The organism is Nostoc mirabile CHAB5784, from assembly GCF_020829645.1.
GTDB classification, from domain to species: domain Bacteria; phylum Cyanobacteriota; class Cyanobacteriia; order Cyanobacteriales; family Nostocaceae; genus Nostoc; species Nostoc mirabile.
Genome location: NZ_JAIVFS010000144.1, coordinates 1 through 14,746 on the forward strand (window position 1 = coordinate 1; position 14,746 = coordinate 14,746).

At 41.6% G+C, this 14,746-nt stretch carries 12 protein-coding genes and 5 pseudogenes; 14 read left to right on the forward strand and 3 right to left on the reverse strand.

From position 1 onward, the window contains the following. Positions 1-130 precede the first annotated feature (130 nt). Positions 131-217, reverse strand: a pseudogene (locus LC653_RS48090) (AIPR family protein); the annotation flags it as partial. Between the two features lie 480 nt (positions 218-697). On the opposite strand from LC653_RS48090, the gene LC653_RS40365 reads away from it, so the two are divergent. The 6 genes and pseudogenes from LC653_RS40365 to LC653_RS40390 all read left to right on the forward strand — a co-directional run bounded on the left by LC653_RS40365 (position 698) and on the right by LC653_RS40390 (position 5,014). Then, on the forward strand, positions 698-997 hold the full coding sequence (locus tag LC653_RS40365) for a hypothetical protein (RefSeq protein WP_372478287.1): 300 nt from the start codon (positions 698-700) through the stop codon (positions 995-997). Then, positions 984-1,490, forward strand: a complete 507-nt coding sequence (locus LC653_RS40370; RefSeq protein ID WP_229500936.1) for a transposase — start codon at positions 984-986, stop codon at positions 1,488-1,490. Before LC653_RS40365 ends, LC653_RS40370 begins: the two co-directional genes overlap by 14 nt. A gap of 179 nt (positions 1,491-1,669) precedes the next feature. Further along, positions 1,670-3,013, forward strand: a complete 1,344-nt coding sequence (locus tag LC653_RS40375; protein WP_229500937.1) for an oligosaccharide flippase family protein — start codon at positions 1,670-1,672, stop codon at positions 3,011-3,013. A 51-nt stretch (positions 3,014-3,064) separates the two neighbouring features. Then, positions 3,065-3,241: a hypothetical protein gene (locus tag LC653_RS40380; RefSeq protein WP_229500938.1), complete on the forward strand. Its 177-nt coding sequence runs from the start codon at positions 3,065-3,067 to the stop codon at positions 3,239-3,241. A 34-nt stretch (positions 3,242-3,275) separates the two neighbouring features. Next, positions 3,276-3,437: a hypothetical protein gene (locus LC653_RS40385; protein ID WP_229500946.1), complete on the forward strand. Its 162-nt coding sequence runs from the start codon at positions 3,276-3,278 to the stop codon at positions 3,435-3,437. A 234-nt stretch (positions 3,438-3,671) separates the two neighbouring features. Beyond that, a pseudogene (locus LC653_RS40390) lies at positions 3,672-5,014 on the forward strand (transposase). 545 nt (positions 5,015-5,559) lie between these two features. Here the strand turns inward: LC653_RS40390 and LC653_RS40395 are convergent. Continuing rightward, positions 5,560-5,706: a hypothetical protein gene (locus LC653_RS40395; protein WP_229500939.1), complete on the reverse strand. Its 147-nt coding sequence runs from the start codon at positions 5,704-5,706 to the stop codon at positions 5,560-5,562. A gap of 181 nt (positions 5,707-5,887) precedes the next feature. Between LC653_RS40395 and LC653_RS40400 the strand changes: the two genes are divergently transcribed. From LC653_RS40400 to LC653_RS40435, 8 genes and pseudogenes are all read left to right on the forward strand, one after another. Further along, positions 5,888-6,076, forward strand: coding sequence for a hypothetical protein (locus LC653_RS40400; RefSeq protein ID WP_229500940.1), 189 nt, complete (start codon positions 5,888-5,890; stop codon positions 6,074-6,076). Between the two features lie 197 nt (positions 6,077-6,273). Then, positions 6,274-8,136 carry a thiamine pyrophosphate-binding protein gene (locus tag LC653_RS40405; protein WP_229500941.1) on the forward strand — a complete coding sequence of 621 codons (1,863 nt, stop codon included), beginning with the start codon at positions 6,274-6,276 and terminating at the stop codon, positions 8,134-8,136. A gap of 211 nt (positions 8,137-8,347) precedes the next feature. Continuing rightward, positions 8,348-9,085 (forward strand): HAD family hydrolase, encoded by a 738-nt coding sequence (locus tag LC653_RS40410; protein WP_229500942.1) that lies wholly within the window; start codon positions 8,348-8,350, stop codon positions 9,083-9,085. Positions 9,086-9,477: 392 nt separating this feature from the next. Beyond that, entirely contained in the window at positions 9,478-10,707 is a 1,230-nt protein-coding gene (locus LC653_RS40415; RefSeq protein ID WP_229500943.1) for a glycosyltransferase, read from the forward strand. 234 nt (positions 10,708-10,941) lie between these two features. Continuing rightward, positions 10,942-11,112 (forward strand): hypothetical protein, encoded by a 171-nt coding sequence (locus LC653_RS40420; RefSeq protein ID WP_229500944.1) that lies wholly within the window; start codon positions 10,942-10,944, stop codon positions 11,110-11,112. Positions 11,113-11,183: 71 nt separating this feature from the next. Next, positions 11,184-12,410 (forward strand): sulfotransferase family protein, encoded by a 1,227-nt coding sequence (locus LC653_RS40425; RefSeq protein WP_229500945.1) that lies wholly within the window; start codon positions 11,184-11,186, stop codon positions 12,408-12,410. 673 nt (positions 12,411-13,083) lie between these two features. Next, positions 13,084-13,380: pseudogene (locus LC653_RS40430) on the forward strand (adenylyl-sulfate kinase); the annotation flags it as partial. Positions 13,381-13,444: 64 nt separating this feature from the next. Continuing rightward, positions 13,445-13,633, forward strand: a pseudogene (locus LC653_RS40435) (IS630-like element ISMae25 family transposase); the annotation flags it as partial. Positions 13,634-13,848: 215 nt separating this feature from the next. Here LC653_RS40435 and LC653_RS40440 read toward each other — a convergent pair. Beyond that, positions 13,849-14,607 (reverse strand): annotated as a pseudogene (locus tag LC653_RS40440) (ISAzo13-like element transposase-related protein); the annotation flags it as partial. Between the last annotated feature and the right edge of the window lie 139 nt (positions 14,608-14,746).

The window sequence follows — 14,746 nt, forward strand, 5'->3', positions numbered from 1 at the left end:
AAATAAAACTTCTGGTTGACAGTTTCTGATTGGTGCCAAAACTGCTGCAAGAAGTCACTCACGATTTCTCCAAATTGATTAATTTTTATCGCTTTTTAATGTGAAGAAATATTTCGCCAACAGTGTCAGCGAAGCTGTCTACATGGGCTGTGGCGATAATGCAATTGGGGTTGGCTTGAAAATAGTTATCTATCTTAATGTTCCAAGTCTTGGGCATAGTAAATCTAGCGATGAAATTAATAGGTTAAGCCTAATCTATCTCTAATTCTTCTCTTTCTTCAGTGATCAGAAGCTACCAAAATAGCCCAATAGTTGTCCCCAAGGCGAAAAGTTTTTTTTTGTTTTGAGGGAACCTACCCCCTTGGAGGGTTACATTTAACGAACTTTGGGGGTTTAAGTCAAGAGCCTAATAAGGGCAGCGCGTTTTGTGTCGGGGTCTAAATCCCCGTCACAAAACGTAATTGCGAATTGCGAATTGCGAATTGGTTTAATTCTAGCATACCCAAAGTTTTTAATGTCAAAAGTTATATGCTTCATCTGAGGTCACTTGAGACTAAAGACTGATTTCTCAATTGATTTCCACCAATAGGATTAGAAAATACCTACATTTTTTTTGGGGCTAGAAAATAACAGATTTTTCAACGAAGTCAGAAGGAAGAGGGAAGAAGGAAGAAATTCTTGTTTTCTCTTCTTTCTCGTGACCAAAGGGAACTTGGGTTTGGTTGAAGTCAACTTTAATGTTTGGGGTAACGGTTCTATCAACCGTTCTGGGCACATTACTTCTGAGGCACCAACCTATATTGTTATTCATGGCTATCAAAGCACTGGTGGCAATGCAGGCAATAACTACAAAGCCGCTGACTGGATGGAAAATATAGCCCAAAGCATTCGGCAACGTGAGTCAAATGCTAATATCATTCTTCTAGATTGGGAAGAAGGAGCTAGTTCCAAGTGGTATCCCACTTCCGCCGCCAGAAAACTTAGTGTTTTTGGATGAAACTGGCGTTCTACTTGGGTTGACGAGGACTCATGCGCGTTCACAAATGGGTACAAGACCTTACTCTCTCAACCCCTTCTATAGAGGCTCAAAAGTTACAGTAATTGGAGCAATTAGTATTAAAAAAGTAGTTGCATTAATGACAATGAATGGTTCAATGGATGGCATTGCATTTGAATTATTTGTTGAGAAGTTTTTGGTGCCAAATTTATGGTCAGGAGCAGTGGTAGTAATGGATAATTTATCCGCACATAAACTAGATTCAATCGTGCCAATGATTGAAGCTGTAGGTGCGAAAGTTATTTGTTTATCCTCATACTCCCCTGATTTTAATCCCATTGAATTATGGTGGTCACAACTTAAATCTTTTTTACGCAGTTTTGCTCCAACTACAACAGAAATGGTTGATAAACTAATCTCAGTTGCACTCGACTTAATAAATCCTCAACATTTAAGAAACTGGTTTGCTAGTTGCTGCTACTGTACCTCATAACAGCCGTAAATGCTGTATTGTCTAGTTTTCAGTCTTTTTTTTACGTCGAACTCAGGTGATGAACAATTTTTACAATTTGCTATTTCTTGGAGTAAGCTTTCAGTAAGCCTTTGCTCAAATTCTGAAGTGTTAACCAAACCCCGCTCCCAGTAGTAACTCCCCGGAATCCCAATAGAGCCATGTCACAAATCCTCCAACGACTGCTACAGCGACTCCACCAGTCCAAGTTGTTAGCAACTTTGGTCAGAGGTGCGGAGGTTGCGTTAGTTTTCATAGTATCAGGCCATGTCATAACTTATGTTGTTCAACTGCTCTTAGCTCGCTTGATGGGAGCGGCTGAGTATGGCACTTACCAATACGTTATAAACTTGAGTCTGATTTTGGCAGTACTCGGCGAACTAGGCTTGCCGAGCGCCGTGTTGCGTTTCATTCCACAATACTTGGTCACAAAAGACTGGGCACTCCTAAGTGGCGTCATCCGTGGCAGTTGGCAGCTAACCCTCCTGGCAAGCTTAGCGATGTTTGGTTTAGGCACGGTCGTGGTTTTGGGTCTCAAAACTTACCAGGAATGGGCTTACTTGACCCCAATGCTGGTTAGCCTTTGGCTAGTACCACTGCTAGCCTTGGTTCATTTGCAATCAGAAATCGCTCGGGCCTTTTTGGACATTGTACTGACATATGTCCCTTTTCGGGTCTGTTGGCCGTTACTAATGATAACAGGCGCATTACTCCTGCAGCAGCATTACCGACTGACAAGCGTGGCTGTCACTGGTATCGCGGGACTGGCACTGTTAACTGTCATCATGTTTCAAATGCGGCTGTTGCAGCGACGGTTGGCAGTTATCTCTCATTCCCACCCAGTTTATGCCCTACGCAAGTGGTTGCGCGTCTCCTTTCCGTTATTACTGAGCACAGTTTTCTTGGCTATTTTGGATCAGATTGACATTGTAATGCTGGGGATTTGGTTAAAGCCTGAGGTCATCGGCCTTTACAGTGCTGCTGCCAAAACCGCTCTCTGGGTGAGTGTTAGTTTGGAGGCAGTGAACACAGTAGCAGCACCAGCAATTGCCGCGCTTTACACACAAGGGAACCGCGAGGAGTTGCAGCGATTACTCTATACAGTAGCTCACTTGATTTTCTGGCCTTCCTTAACTATTGCCATTGGCTTGATTATGTTTGCTCGTCCGATACTAGGGCTCTTTGGACCAGAATTTGTCGTCGTACGCTGGGAGTTGACTTTCTTGGCATTGGGACACCTGGTCAGCTCTGCTGTTGGCTCTGTTAACTATCTAATGAATATGACGGGGCATCAAAATCAAAGTACCTTTGTCCTTGGCTGGAGTGCGCTGTTCAACATCGTTTTGAACGCGGTCTGCATTCCCCTATTCGGTACGGTAGGTGCAGCGCTGGCAACAGTTATGTCAATAGCTCTGTGGAACATTTGGCTCTACGTCCTAGTGGTTAAACATCTAAGTGTCTACCCATCCATCGTTTCTGCCTTGACATGGAAGCGTCAAAACTGAGAGGCAATACTGCTCGGTTAAGGAGAAATAGAAGGTAAAACAAAGAAAATTTTGTTCGCGAATCGTCAGGTTTACACCGTACCAGTGTCACAACTTTCTACACTTCATGAACAAGATTTGTGGGCTGGTCTGACAACAGTAGTTATGGTAGTACGTTCGATTCAGCATTGGAATCAGACTACCCAGGAGGTGCAATTTTACATAACTAGCCACGGAGCGCGATGCTAACAAAATTGGTAGTGCAATTCGACAGCATTGGGGAATAGAAAATTCTGTTCATTGGACATTGGATGTCACTTTCGGTGAGGATGAATGTCGGATTCGTTCTCTGCACAGCCCACAGAATTTTGCTTTACTACGTCGGATTGCTCTCAATGCCTTAGAACGACAATACCTTCGCCAAAAAAAGAGTATGAAGAGATAGGGCTGCCGTAGTAGAGTTATTGTCTATCACAACGACAACTCAAAACCCACACACAGCCCATGTTTGATCTGACTTTTCCCGTTAAGTCATGAAACAACGAAGCAGCAAGAGTTTCAGACTATAATTTATTCTCAATAACTTAATATTACTGACAATAAATTACGAGAGAATAGGGCTTTGGGCTAGGGGTATAGTAAGCGATCGCTCAATCAAGGAGATAACGGGAAAAGTCAGATGTTTGATATCCTATCACTGCTACAATGCCTGTTACCACAAATAAATGCTACGACGATGCGGCAATTAAACCAGATAATTCTGGCGATGTTAGCAATGAATGGACGAGTTACCATGTTGGGAATTTCTCGTTGGACAGGTAGTGGTGGCAGTTATCGGACGATGTTGAGATTCTTTCATACAGTAATACCTTGGGCGACGTTGTTTTGGTTATTCTTTCGCAAACATTCATTTCGTGCGAATGACATATATTTGCTGGCAGGAGATGAAGTTGTAATAAGTAAATCAGGGAAACTTTCCTTATGGGCTGGATAGGTTTTTTTCTAGCCTAGTTAGCAAACCTATATTAGGACTATCTTTTTTTACATTATCATTAGTAAGTGTTGAACAAAGGCACTCGTTTCCGATTCAGATAGAACAGGTAATCAAGAGCGATATAGAAAAAAGTAGCCTGTCATCAACTAAAGACATAAAACCGAAAGAGAAACGTGGGCGTGGACGACCAAAGGGAAGTAAAAACAAGAATAAAACACAGGTAGTTTTAACATCTGAATTACTCCGAATTCAGGAAATGATTAAGTCGCTATTTAAGTTATTGGCTAAATTTATTCCCCTTACTTACTTAGTCTTAGATGGGCATTTTGGTAACAATAATGCTTTGCAGATGGCTCGCCAACTTAACTTGCACATAATTTCAAAACTTCGCTATGATTCAGCATTATATATACCTTATCAACACTCTGACTCCGATAAGCGCTCACGTCGTAAATACGGAGATAAAATCGACTACGATAATATACTTAACAAGTATTTATGTAAAAGTACCATTGATGAGGATATTCAAACTGATATTTATCAAGCGACTTTACTCCACAAAGAATTTGCCCAAGCTCTGAATGTAGTTATTCTAGTCAAAACCAATCTTAAAACTCATGCTTGCAGCCATGTGATTCTATTTTATAGCGACCTGAAATTGTCATCTGAGAAAATAATTGACTACTACAAACTGCGCTTTCAGATCGAATTCAATTTTCGAGATGCCAAGCAATTTTGGGGATTGGAAGATTTTATGAACTTAAGTCAAACTGCTGTAACTAATGCTGTTAATCTAGCATTCTTTATGGTCAACTTATCCCATCATCTTCTCGCGGATTTTCGTCTCCTTAATCCCGACTCTGGCATTCTTGACCTTAAGGCTCACCCAGAGTGGTTTTCGATATGTCCGTGAATTTTTAAAAATGCTTCCCGAAATGCCTGAGCCTATTTTATTAACTCAGATTTTTGCCAAGCTTACTTCTTTAGGACGTATTCATCCTGTTTCTACAGGCATTGAACCCTCGTAAATTGGCTAAGGTATTGAGACGCGTTAACCCTGGGTTAATATCCTATTTATTTCAAAATGAGAATTGCTGATTTTTTTAAGAAAGATACGAATAATGGATAGCTAGATTATTCATCACTGGTTTTTACCTATCCTGGTAGGTAATAAATTTATTTACATAACCTGTCTTAAGGCAGATTACTAACTCTAGCCAGTGCTTAATACTGTTATCAGTAAACCAAAAAGTTTTTTAGAAGTCTTACCATCTGGACATTTCAGCAAAAGCCAGGGATATCACAAAACTCACAAAACAACGTTAACTTGACCATTTCAGACGATCCCCCTAGTTACCTTGAAGCGATAGCTCTATTACCAATGGTGTTTGCTGACTGATTCACGATGGCTGAAACCTCTATTTTTACGTTCGTTTTTAAAACTTTGTGGTTTACTGGTTATTAAACAGTTACTTGATAGCTCGAAGCATTAAAAGGCTGCTTCCAGCATTTTTTTAACAATATTGAGCAATTTGTCGAATAGAAAAGTCTAAATTCATTTACACTTACTTTGTTAAATGCAAAGGCTATAGTCGTGTTTGTTACTTAAAGAGAATTGTACACAACCGCGCTTCTCGTCGCCGCTGTGATCGGCGAGTTCTGCTTCTACTGGTCGCACCGTTGGAGCCACAACATTCGCTTCTTCTGGAACCTTGGTCACATCAACCATTACCAGTAAACCAAAAAGTTTTTTAGAAGCTTTACCAAGCAAACATTTCAGCCAAAGCCAGGGATATCACAAAACAACGTTTTGTTGAGCATTTCAGACGATCACCCTAGTTATCTTTAAGCGATCGCTCTAAGATCCCTCTAAAACCAATGGTCAATACTCCTGATTAACGATGGCTGAAACCCTTGCTTTTACGTTGGCTTTTAAAAGTTTGTGGTTTACTGATTACCGGAGCCAATGCCTCACGCAAATGACCCACTCTGTCAATCCCCAGTTTGCCATCTTCGATGTCGCTGGCGGCAAGCCTTTCGTTCTAGTGCTGCTGCCACCTTTGGCGAGGTTGTTTACAACCAATATTTAGGGAGTTGGGTGGGTGCTGTTCATCATTCTTTGTGTTGATATTCTGGTCGACTCTTCCCACTCAACCACTCTGTACTACTTGGAGAGCCGCCTCTACCTGGCACAGTTAGATGCCCAATGCTAGAGAAGCTGTCATGGAGTGCCAAGCAAAAGCACAAACTTGAAGATTCTTTATTTAAGTAAAAAAGATACATTTTTATGCAACTAGACACTATGATTTCTGCTACCAACACTGTCGTTCGTTTTCTGACAGGTGCTGAGACAATTGCCCTTGTATTGAAACAAGAGGGCATCAGTACAGTATTTGGTTACCCTGGCACTTCAGAACTCGCATTGTGCAATGCCATCCACCGAATACTGAACGTCTACATCAATGGTCGTGGGGATAAAGAGACGGCGTTTATGGCTGCTGGAGCTTGTATCCTGTCGCCAACGACCGCTGTAGGCATTTTACACGGTGCTCGCGGACTTACCAACGCTGCAGGAGCCTTGGCTGATGTTCGCCGGAACGAGGTGGGCGTTTTATATATCGTGGGTCTTCCATCCACGGGATCGAGTCGTTTCTTACCTCCACACGGTGAGGACGGTCTACTCAAGGGTATGGGACAGTTCGCAAAGTGGACATATGAAATAGGGACACCTGGCGAAACAGACGTTGAGCGCGAAAGATATGCCTGCAAATTCGTTGAGACGTTAAAAACAGCAATTCAGAAGTCACGAGAGCGTCCTTGCGGCCCGATCTTAATTGGCATTCCTCAAGACGTACTTGAGATGCAGTGGGTTCCGGAATGGGTTATGGTGCGTGAAGAACTGCAACAAAATACGCCTTCACAGTTGTCGTTGACAGACACCATCAGCCATATTCGATCTCACTATCGGCCATTGATTCTCATTGATGACTATTTGCTTAAGTACCCAACTGCCCGACGTGACCTTTGCAAGTTCTCCAACTTGATAGGTGCCCCTGTCATTCAAGTTCGTTACCAACGCGGCCCTATGCTGTTTGAGCGTATATCTAAGTCAGACGTTCCATCGTTTGTCGGCTGGTACGAGCCTACAGATCCAAAACACCAGCGATACCTGAGGGAAACAGATTTGCTTATCACGCTTGAAGATAGAAATATGTATCCAAGAGTAATCGGTCAGCTTCCTCCGTGTCGCAAAATTGCGATTACTTCGGATGCTGTGAAAACTTGCAAAAACGAATACTTGAGTGAAGAAGACATTCTTGTCGAAGGAGATGTTTGCGAAATTCTTCAAACCCTCATCCGTATGCTTCCTAAAGAAGCGAGTCAGGGTGTTATCAATGACGCTAACCAAAGGATAGATACGGTTCAGGTTGTACGCGATGCACAAATCGATCCACTTGGTCGATCACCCGAGGTTGCACTGATGAGACAAACCATCGCTGATTGTCTATCCAAATTCTTCAAAGCCGTCCCGAACCCTGTTCTGATTGATGACAGCCAGATGTTTGGTGGGATGCTAGCTGAGGAATATGATCGCTTCCCATCCCATCTTCGCGTGGTCGGTGATCATGGCGGCTTTGTCGGAGGGGGTATTTCGTTGGCGACAGGCTTAGCGATTAGTGACAGAACCTGTACTGTTGTTTGCTCATTAGGAGATCAAGGCTACGGTAACGCGTTCCAGGGGTTAGTGGCTGCCGGGGAGCAGAAGACACCGATCATCTACATTGTCTGTAATAATGGCGAAAGTGTGTCCTTACACAAGCAGATGGCTGACATCGACCCTAAAGGTCTAAACGAAGGTCAGCACCAAAGCCTCTGCAATGCGCCGAACCTGAACTACCAAGCGGTCGCCTGTGCGGTCGGAGTTAGGACATCCTTAATCGAATGGCCTTACGGTGAGGGTCCTGATGCTACGCGAGAGGTAGCCCAGCAATTTAGCCAGCAACTTAAGTACGCGTTTGAAGTAGGAGGTCCTTGGTTGATCGAACTCAAGCTCCCCTCACTTGGAGAGGCATGGTCCGGCATTTGGATCACGAAAGGCCTTGAAGCGCTTCAGGTGTCTGCAGAAGTCGAGGTGACCGATGGCAAATAGCGAGGGCTCTATAGAAATTCCAGGGAGGGATTTGAAGAAAAATACCTCAAACCCCTGCTGGCATTGAGTTTCAGGCTTGGAGGTGCCAAACGTCTAAAATGTTTTCAACTAAAGCGTTTTAGCTGCTTCTCTTAACTCACGTCCCCGAAACGCCTATTGAGCCTCTAAGTTTCCTGATCGACTCACAACATTCTTTATCGGACATTAGAGCATGAGCTATACAACTGTTTTGTTTGACATGGACGGCGTGATTGTTGATACTCAAGAATCAGTTGCTGAATTCTGGCAGAGTTTGGCTACTGACCATCACGTGCATGTTACGCAGTCCGACCTAAATCAGCACGTGTATGGATGCACGGCAGCTCATACACTTGATGCCCTGTTTCCGCAGTTTAGTGACCAGCAGCGACAATCCATTTATGTAAAGCTCCAAGAATATGAAAGTAATCTAAAATACAAAGAAGTACCAGGGTCTGTCGCTTTGCTGCAAAACTTGAAGCGACGAGGTATTCGTACCGCATTGGTTACAGGTGCCGAAAGTTGGAAAGCTAGTACAGTAGTGCAACAGCTAGGCATCGGCAAATTGCTAGATGCCCAAGTCGTCGCAGGTGACATTCGGAAAGGGAAGCCAGACCCTGAGTGCTACTTGCTAGCGGCTCAACATTTAAAGACGCCACCGCACAGTTGCATCGTGTTTGAAGATGCAATCAGTGGAGTCAAGGCGGCTGTTGCTGCTGGGGCGCTCTGCATTGGTATTCAGCGATTAAGCACAGAACTTTCTTTGCTCGAAGCAGGTGCTTATTGTACGGTACCAGACTTTACTGCCGTTAACTTGCAAGTCTTATCCAAGCTTGAGAATAGCATCAAGACTTCGCTGTATATGGAATTGAGCGCAGGAACAAAGTTGCCCCTGATCAGTAGTCAATTACAGCTTACAACTGCTCTGTAAACGGCGTTGCATAGCACATACGCAGGAGTTACGCACTTGGATAAGTTGAAGTAGACTAGAAGAAAGACGGACAGAGGGATAGAAACTGCGCGTCGTTAGCGGACTGTAGGATATACCCTACGAGTTGTAATCAGTGTTCCAAGCTTCAACTGCGTAACTCCTGATACGGTTAAAAACAACGTGATTAGTGTTCAGCGGGGCGAGGTAGTATTTTTGAGCAACACCTATGAGGGCAAAAAGCATGACAAAGGATGTGGGTTGATGAATGGACGGTACATTAATTTGTTGCAGCATTACTTAAAGTATAGAACTGTCCCTTTACCAAGCTGAATCATTTGTCTATTGTGCAATGCCTTGTAAACTATGTACAGAATTATTCAAAGGATCTGTCTATGGAAGGATCGTTGCATCTGGAGCAGTATAGTCAGTTCGTGGACAAGGTTCTAATTAACGAGATCTATCTCCGTGCCTCTTCTCTTAACGGGATTCGTGTCGCTCATATCAACACAACTGCAGAGGGTGGCGGTGTGGCGGAAATCCTTCAATCGCTCATTCCAATTATGCAGGAACTCGGACTCAACCACACATGGGAAGTGATACGGTTGTCCGATTCGTCTCAGAAATTTATGGCGCGACTATTGGACCTGCTACAGGGAGGGGAACTAGGAGTGCTTCCACAGGAAGAACAAGATGCTCATATAGAGGAATTGTCTCATTCCTTGAAGCCTCTTAGGGAAATCCAGGCTGATGTGTACGTTGTTCATGATTTTCAACTTGCCCCGCTCGCAAAATTGTCACATCACATACGCCCGGCAATTTGGTTTTGTCATGTCGATACAGCAAATCCCAATCCGGAATCAGAAAAATATATCAGGCAGTTTTTGGATGCGTATGACCTGTATGCTTTTAACTCTGCAACCTCAATTTTAAAGGGGCTGCCACAGGAAGACGTCCAGGTCATTAGCTTAGGGATTAATCCGTTCAGCTCTAAAAATATGCCTTTGCCACAGTCAGAGGGACTAGAGTTGCTAACTCAGTGTAAAATCGATGTGACACGGCCTTTGATTACACAAGTTTCACGTTTTGGAAAGTGGAAAAACCCGTGGCAGGCTATCGACGCTTATCGCTTGATTAAGCTTCAAATTCCATCTGTTCAGTTAGCTCTCGTAGGGGCAATGCAAGCTCTTGACGACGTAAAATCTGCGGAAGTGCTAGCTGGACTAAAGTGCTATGCAGAAGGAGACCCAGACATATATCTACTGCACGATTCTACCTTGATAGGAGAAAAAGAAGTCAATGCCTTTCAAAGCTTTTCAAGCGTAATTTTTCAACGTTCGAGTCGCGAGGGATTTGGACTTACAGTAACAGAGGCTATGTGGAAGAAGCAGCCCGTTGTTGGCACTTCCGCAACTGGCTTGTGCCGTCAAATCGTACATGGTCAAAATGGCTACATAGCTGATGAAACAGAGAAGTGCGCGAACTATGCAATTAAGCTTATCCAAAACCGTGAGTTATCTCATAAGCTTGGCAAACAGGCGCATGTATTTGTAAAAAATAACTTCCTCGTACCTATGATGATCCTTGATTATCTTAAAGCTATATCTAAGGTTGCTAAGAGGTGATTCGTAAACAAAAGCTGTAATGTACTATTAACCCGGCAATAATTGAGCTTGCATCTTGCTTGATGGATATGCATGTAACCGGGCTTTTTAATGACGATGTATTAATAAAAATGTTAGGAAATGTTGACATTTTTTCTTGTTTTAGCTTGCTCTTAATCAGCATGATTTATACTACTTATTCAAAAAGATAATTTTTTAGCAGAGGCTCTGATGCCGAGTAGTTGAACTCTAGCAATGACAGTTAACCAAGAAGTGGCTAAATCTTTCACTTACCTTGCTTTCTACGAATTAGAAATCTACTCAAAGACAGAGGAGTTCACAATGGAAAGCAAAAAGCAAGACAAGAAACCAGCCAAAACACAGCTAGTTGCTAATTTACCGCGCTCAATGCGCCCTTCTACTTAATTAATTAGCATCCGGGAAGAGCCTGGAGAAATCAATACTTAAATAAAGTCATAAATTGAGGTTTATTCAACATGGAAATCTTTTCAGGCACCTTTCTACTTAGACAAAAAGCCCTTCAAAAGAAGCTTAATCACCTTAGGCGCAGTGTGTTCGACTTAAATTATCGACATTATTGGCAGGATTTTAATCACTTGCAAAATATTTTATCTAACACAAGGCAGGTGGAGGAAGATATAGAGCCAGAAAAACTAAAAGGCTGGACACCAATCCGTCTTAACTTAAGCCCAAAAAGTCAGAGTGTTGCATGGCTTGACTTAGGTCAAGTTTCCTTCACGGATGCAGGCTTAATCGAGACTATCTACCGTTCCTGGCAATTACAGAACAAGCCTCAACCAATTTGGACAAAACTAGATGTTCTAACAGCTTTAAAAGATGTTAGCCAAGGATTAAAGCCGAAAGGGTTCATTTTTAACATATCAAAATGTGGCTCAACATTGTTGTCAAAGATGCTTTCTTCACTGCCTCGTAATTTGATAATTTCTGAGCCTGGCACAATCGTTCAAGCGATGGAATACAGTTTTAGGGCAGATAATGACAGTTTTTCTGATTCTTCTAGGATTGAACTGTTGGAAGGTTTCGTCAACGCCTTAGGGCAGCCACGGTTGGGAATAGAGGAGAACTACATTATAAGATTACATCCTAGGAATACACTTGATCTGCCCTTCATAAGAAAGGTCTTTCCAGAAGTACCGTGGATTTTTCTTTATCGAGATCCTGCTGAAGTGATTATTTCAAATATAATTAATCCCCCTGAATTTGTGACTGCTAAAACAAAAGCTCCTTACTTAGTTAGACAAAAGATTAACTCAAGCGCTATCGATATAACTCGAATGAGTCCTGAACATCCTCACTTAGTCAAACAAATGTTAGAACTTAGTGCTAGCGATATAGCTCGAATGAGTACTGAAGAATACCAGGCGAGAGGTCTGGGAATACTTTTACAAATTGCTGTGCAGAATATGGATAACAATGCCTTAGTGATTAATTACGAACAGCTGCTATCTGAATCTTGTCTGTGCCAAGTGCTTGATTTTTTTAAAATCAAAGTATCTGATGATGAACTAGCAAATATGTCTGCTCAGAAGCAGTTTTATTCAAAAGAATTTGTAGGGAAGAAAGTTTATAGAGATGATAGAGGAGATAAGCAAAAAATGGGATCGGAAAAACTTCGCGATGCGGTCGATAAATGGGCAATGGAGCCTTATAGAAAACTAGAAGAGCTGAAGTTAACTGTTTAAAGTTAAAAAGTTGCTACATTTTAGAGTAAGTTTGCTGCACACAGCAATTCTCATTTTGAAAAAAAATCAGACAAAATTCTCTGATTTAACCCACATTCCGCACTTCAAAATGTCATACCTTAATACTTCAATAAATCCTACAAAAAATCATTGTTCTTATTAAGTATTAACACTGATACTAACTAGACTTTTAGCGATCGCTATTCAACTACCATTAGCCCCAAAATTGTAATACTAGCGTGCTACAAAGCGAAGTGCGGAATATGGGATTTAAATAGAGAACTTGTGTCGAAGCATCATTTTTTGACAGACAATTATCATCCGATGCTGGAGATAGACTTTCTTTTTGAAAATCTGTCCATGAAGAATAGATTTCAACTCATAAATATAGCTGAAATTCTAACCAACTTTGTGTTTTTTTAACGATCGCTTCCCTCACCACAAGCATCGCCTCTCCCAGAAAACTAGTTGTTTTGTACTATATTTTGAATTTCAAAATGGGGGTTAATACCCTATTTATTTCAAAATGAGAATCGCTGTTTTACAATAAAGTGTTTATACTTGTTGGCGGAAAACTCTCTTGTATTTGCTTCCATCCTTTATTGTAACTTGTACAGAAAAATTGAGAGTTTAACTCAATACCTCCTATTCAATACCTCCTATATTGAATTCTATGCAGGACTTTGGAGCAACAATTTGGTTTACAGGCTTGAGTGGATCGGGCAAAACAAATATTAGTACTGAGCTTGCAAAAATTCTCCTAGGTAGAGGGCTAAGAGTAGAATTGCTAGATGGAGATGTAGTTCGTCATCATCTAGGTCAAGGCTTGGGTTTTAGTCGAGCGGACCGGGATGAGAATATTCGCCGAATTGGGTTTGTGGCTCAGTTATTAACCCGGAATGGAGTGATAGTACTAGTGTCTGCTATATCACCTTATCGTGATATTCGGCAAGAGGTGCGTCAGCGGATTGGCTCTAGTAGCGTGTCAAGGCTAAAATGTTGCAATAGTAAAGGACAAAAATGGGGGTAAGCTGGTGGGAAGAGGTCGTAGTGATAAAGTGCTTTTGAATACCGAACAAAGGCAAAAACTAGAATCTCTTAGTCGTAATGGATATGCAAGTGCCAAAAAAATCTTGCACGCACAAGTGCTATTGATGTGTGATGAAAGTGAGGGTGCAACGAAAAAATGGACAGATGAAGAAATTAGTTTAGCCTTAAACCTGGGGACTTCCAAAGAATAAATTATTCCAAGAAAAACAAGAGACAGGATTTCTCAAGAATGATAATCATTTTAAGGGGGGAGAAAAGGGGTTGCCCTCGGCAACCCCTTTTCTCCCCTTCATCTCTGCATGAAAAATCTATACACTTGTGGTCTGCTTTGAAGTTAAACAGTGTAAAATTAGTATGTTTTGTAGCTAAATAAATACTGTTATTAAAATCAAATAACTTTTGTTTTACTACAATAAATATCAATAAACCAATTACCTAAATTTGGGAAAACTTCATGAGTAGAATCGGTTAGCCGCTCAATCTGTTTTTCAATTTGAGCCATAGCTTTTTTTGTAAGCTTTACCCCATTTTGATAAGTTTCGTGTACTAGTTTAACTGCTGGATGTTTCCCGTTCCATTTCATAGTACTAGCGAAATTTAAAGCCGTTTCTAGTTCATCTAAAATACTGCCGTTCCAATGATTCTCTAGTATTGCCCATGTTCTTTCTATGGGATTATACTTACTATGATAGGGAGGATAGTAGGCTAAACGTATATTTACTTGATGCTTGTGAGCAAACTCTACTATACGTTTCATAAATTGGGTACGTCGTGAACTATTCTGTGGCCCATTATCTTGGTTGAGAAGTAGGGTTTTAATATCGGAAAAACGATGCTTTTGTTCTAACCAAAAATCTTCTAAAATATCAACAATAAAATCGCTTGTAACTTTCGATTCTGTAAAGTACAAAAATAGTTCATTAAGCTCTGGAAGAAATATCCCATAAGGAGTTACAGTTGTTTTTGGATTATAATCATGGTCATCAGCTTTCGCTCCATCCCGGCTTTTACCCCCTCGATCAAATGAGCCGATCTTAACGCGGGCTTTTCCGTCCATACTTAGACGTAAAACACTCTTATCTTCATCTGCATCTTTATTTACTATGTCTAATTGCTCAAAGATTGCGTCAGTTTGTGGGATTTTTTTTGAGGTTGAACTGTAAGGATTCAGGTCTAATATTTAGGAAGTAGAGATGGGGGAGACAGATAATTATTAGAATCAACCAGTAGTGCTTGTACAAAAAAATCAATAATAGACTTGCCTTGACGACGACAAGTCTGCACCA

Bases quoted from the DNA above. Each gene is read 5' to 3' on its own strand.
- LC653_RS40375 (WP_229500937.1), top strand. From the start codon at position 1,670: ATGTCACAAATCCTCCAACGACTGCTACAGCGACTCCACCAGTCCAAG.
- LC653_RS40400 (WP_229500940.1), top strand. From the start codon at position 5,888: ATGGCTGAAACCCTTGCTTTTACGTTGGCTTTTAAAAGTTTGTGGTTT.
- LC653_RS40405 (WP_229500941.1), top strand. From the start codon at position 6,274: ATGCAACTAGACACTATGATTTCTGCTACCAACACTGTCGTTCGTTTT.
- LC653_RS40410 (WP_229500942.1), top strand. From the start codon at position 8,348: ATGAGCTATACAACTGTTTTGTTTGACATGGACGGCGTGATTGTTGAT.
- LC653_RS40415 (WP_229500943.1), top strand. From the start codon at position 9,478: ATGGAAGGATCGTTGCATCTGGAGCAGTATAGTCAGTTCGTGGACAAG.
- LC653_RS40420 (WP_229500944.1), top strand. From the start codon at position 10,942: ATGACAGTTAACCAAGAAGTGGCTAAATCTTTCACTTACCTTGCTTTC.
- LC653_RS40425 (WP_229500945.1), top strand. From the start codon at position 11,184: ATGGAAATCTTTTCAGGCACCTTTCTACTTAGACAAAAAGCCCTTCAA.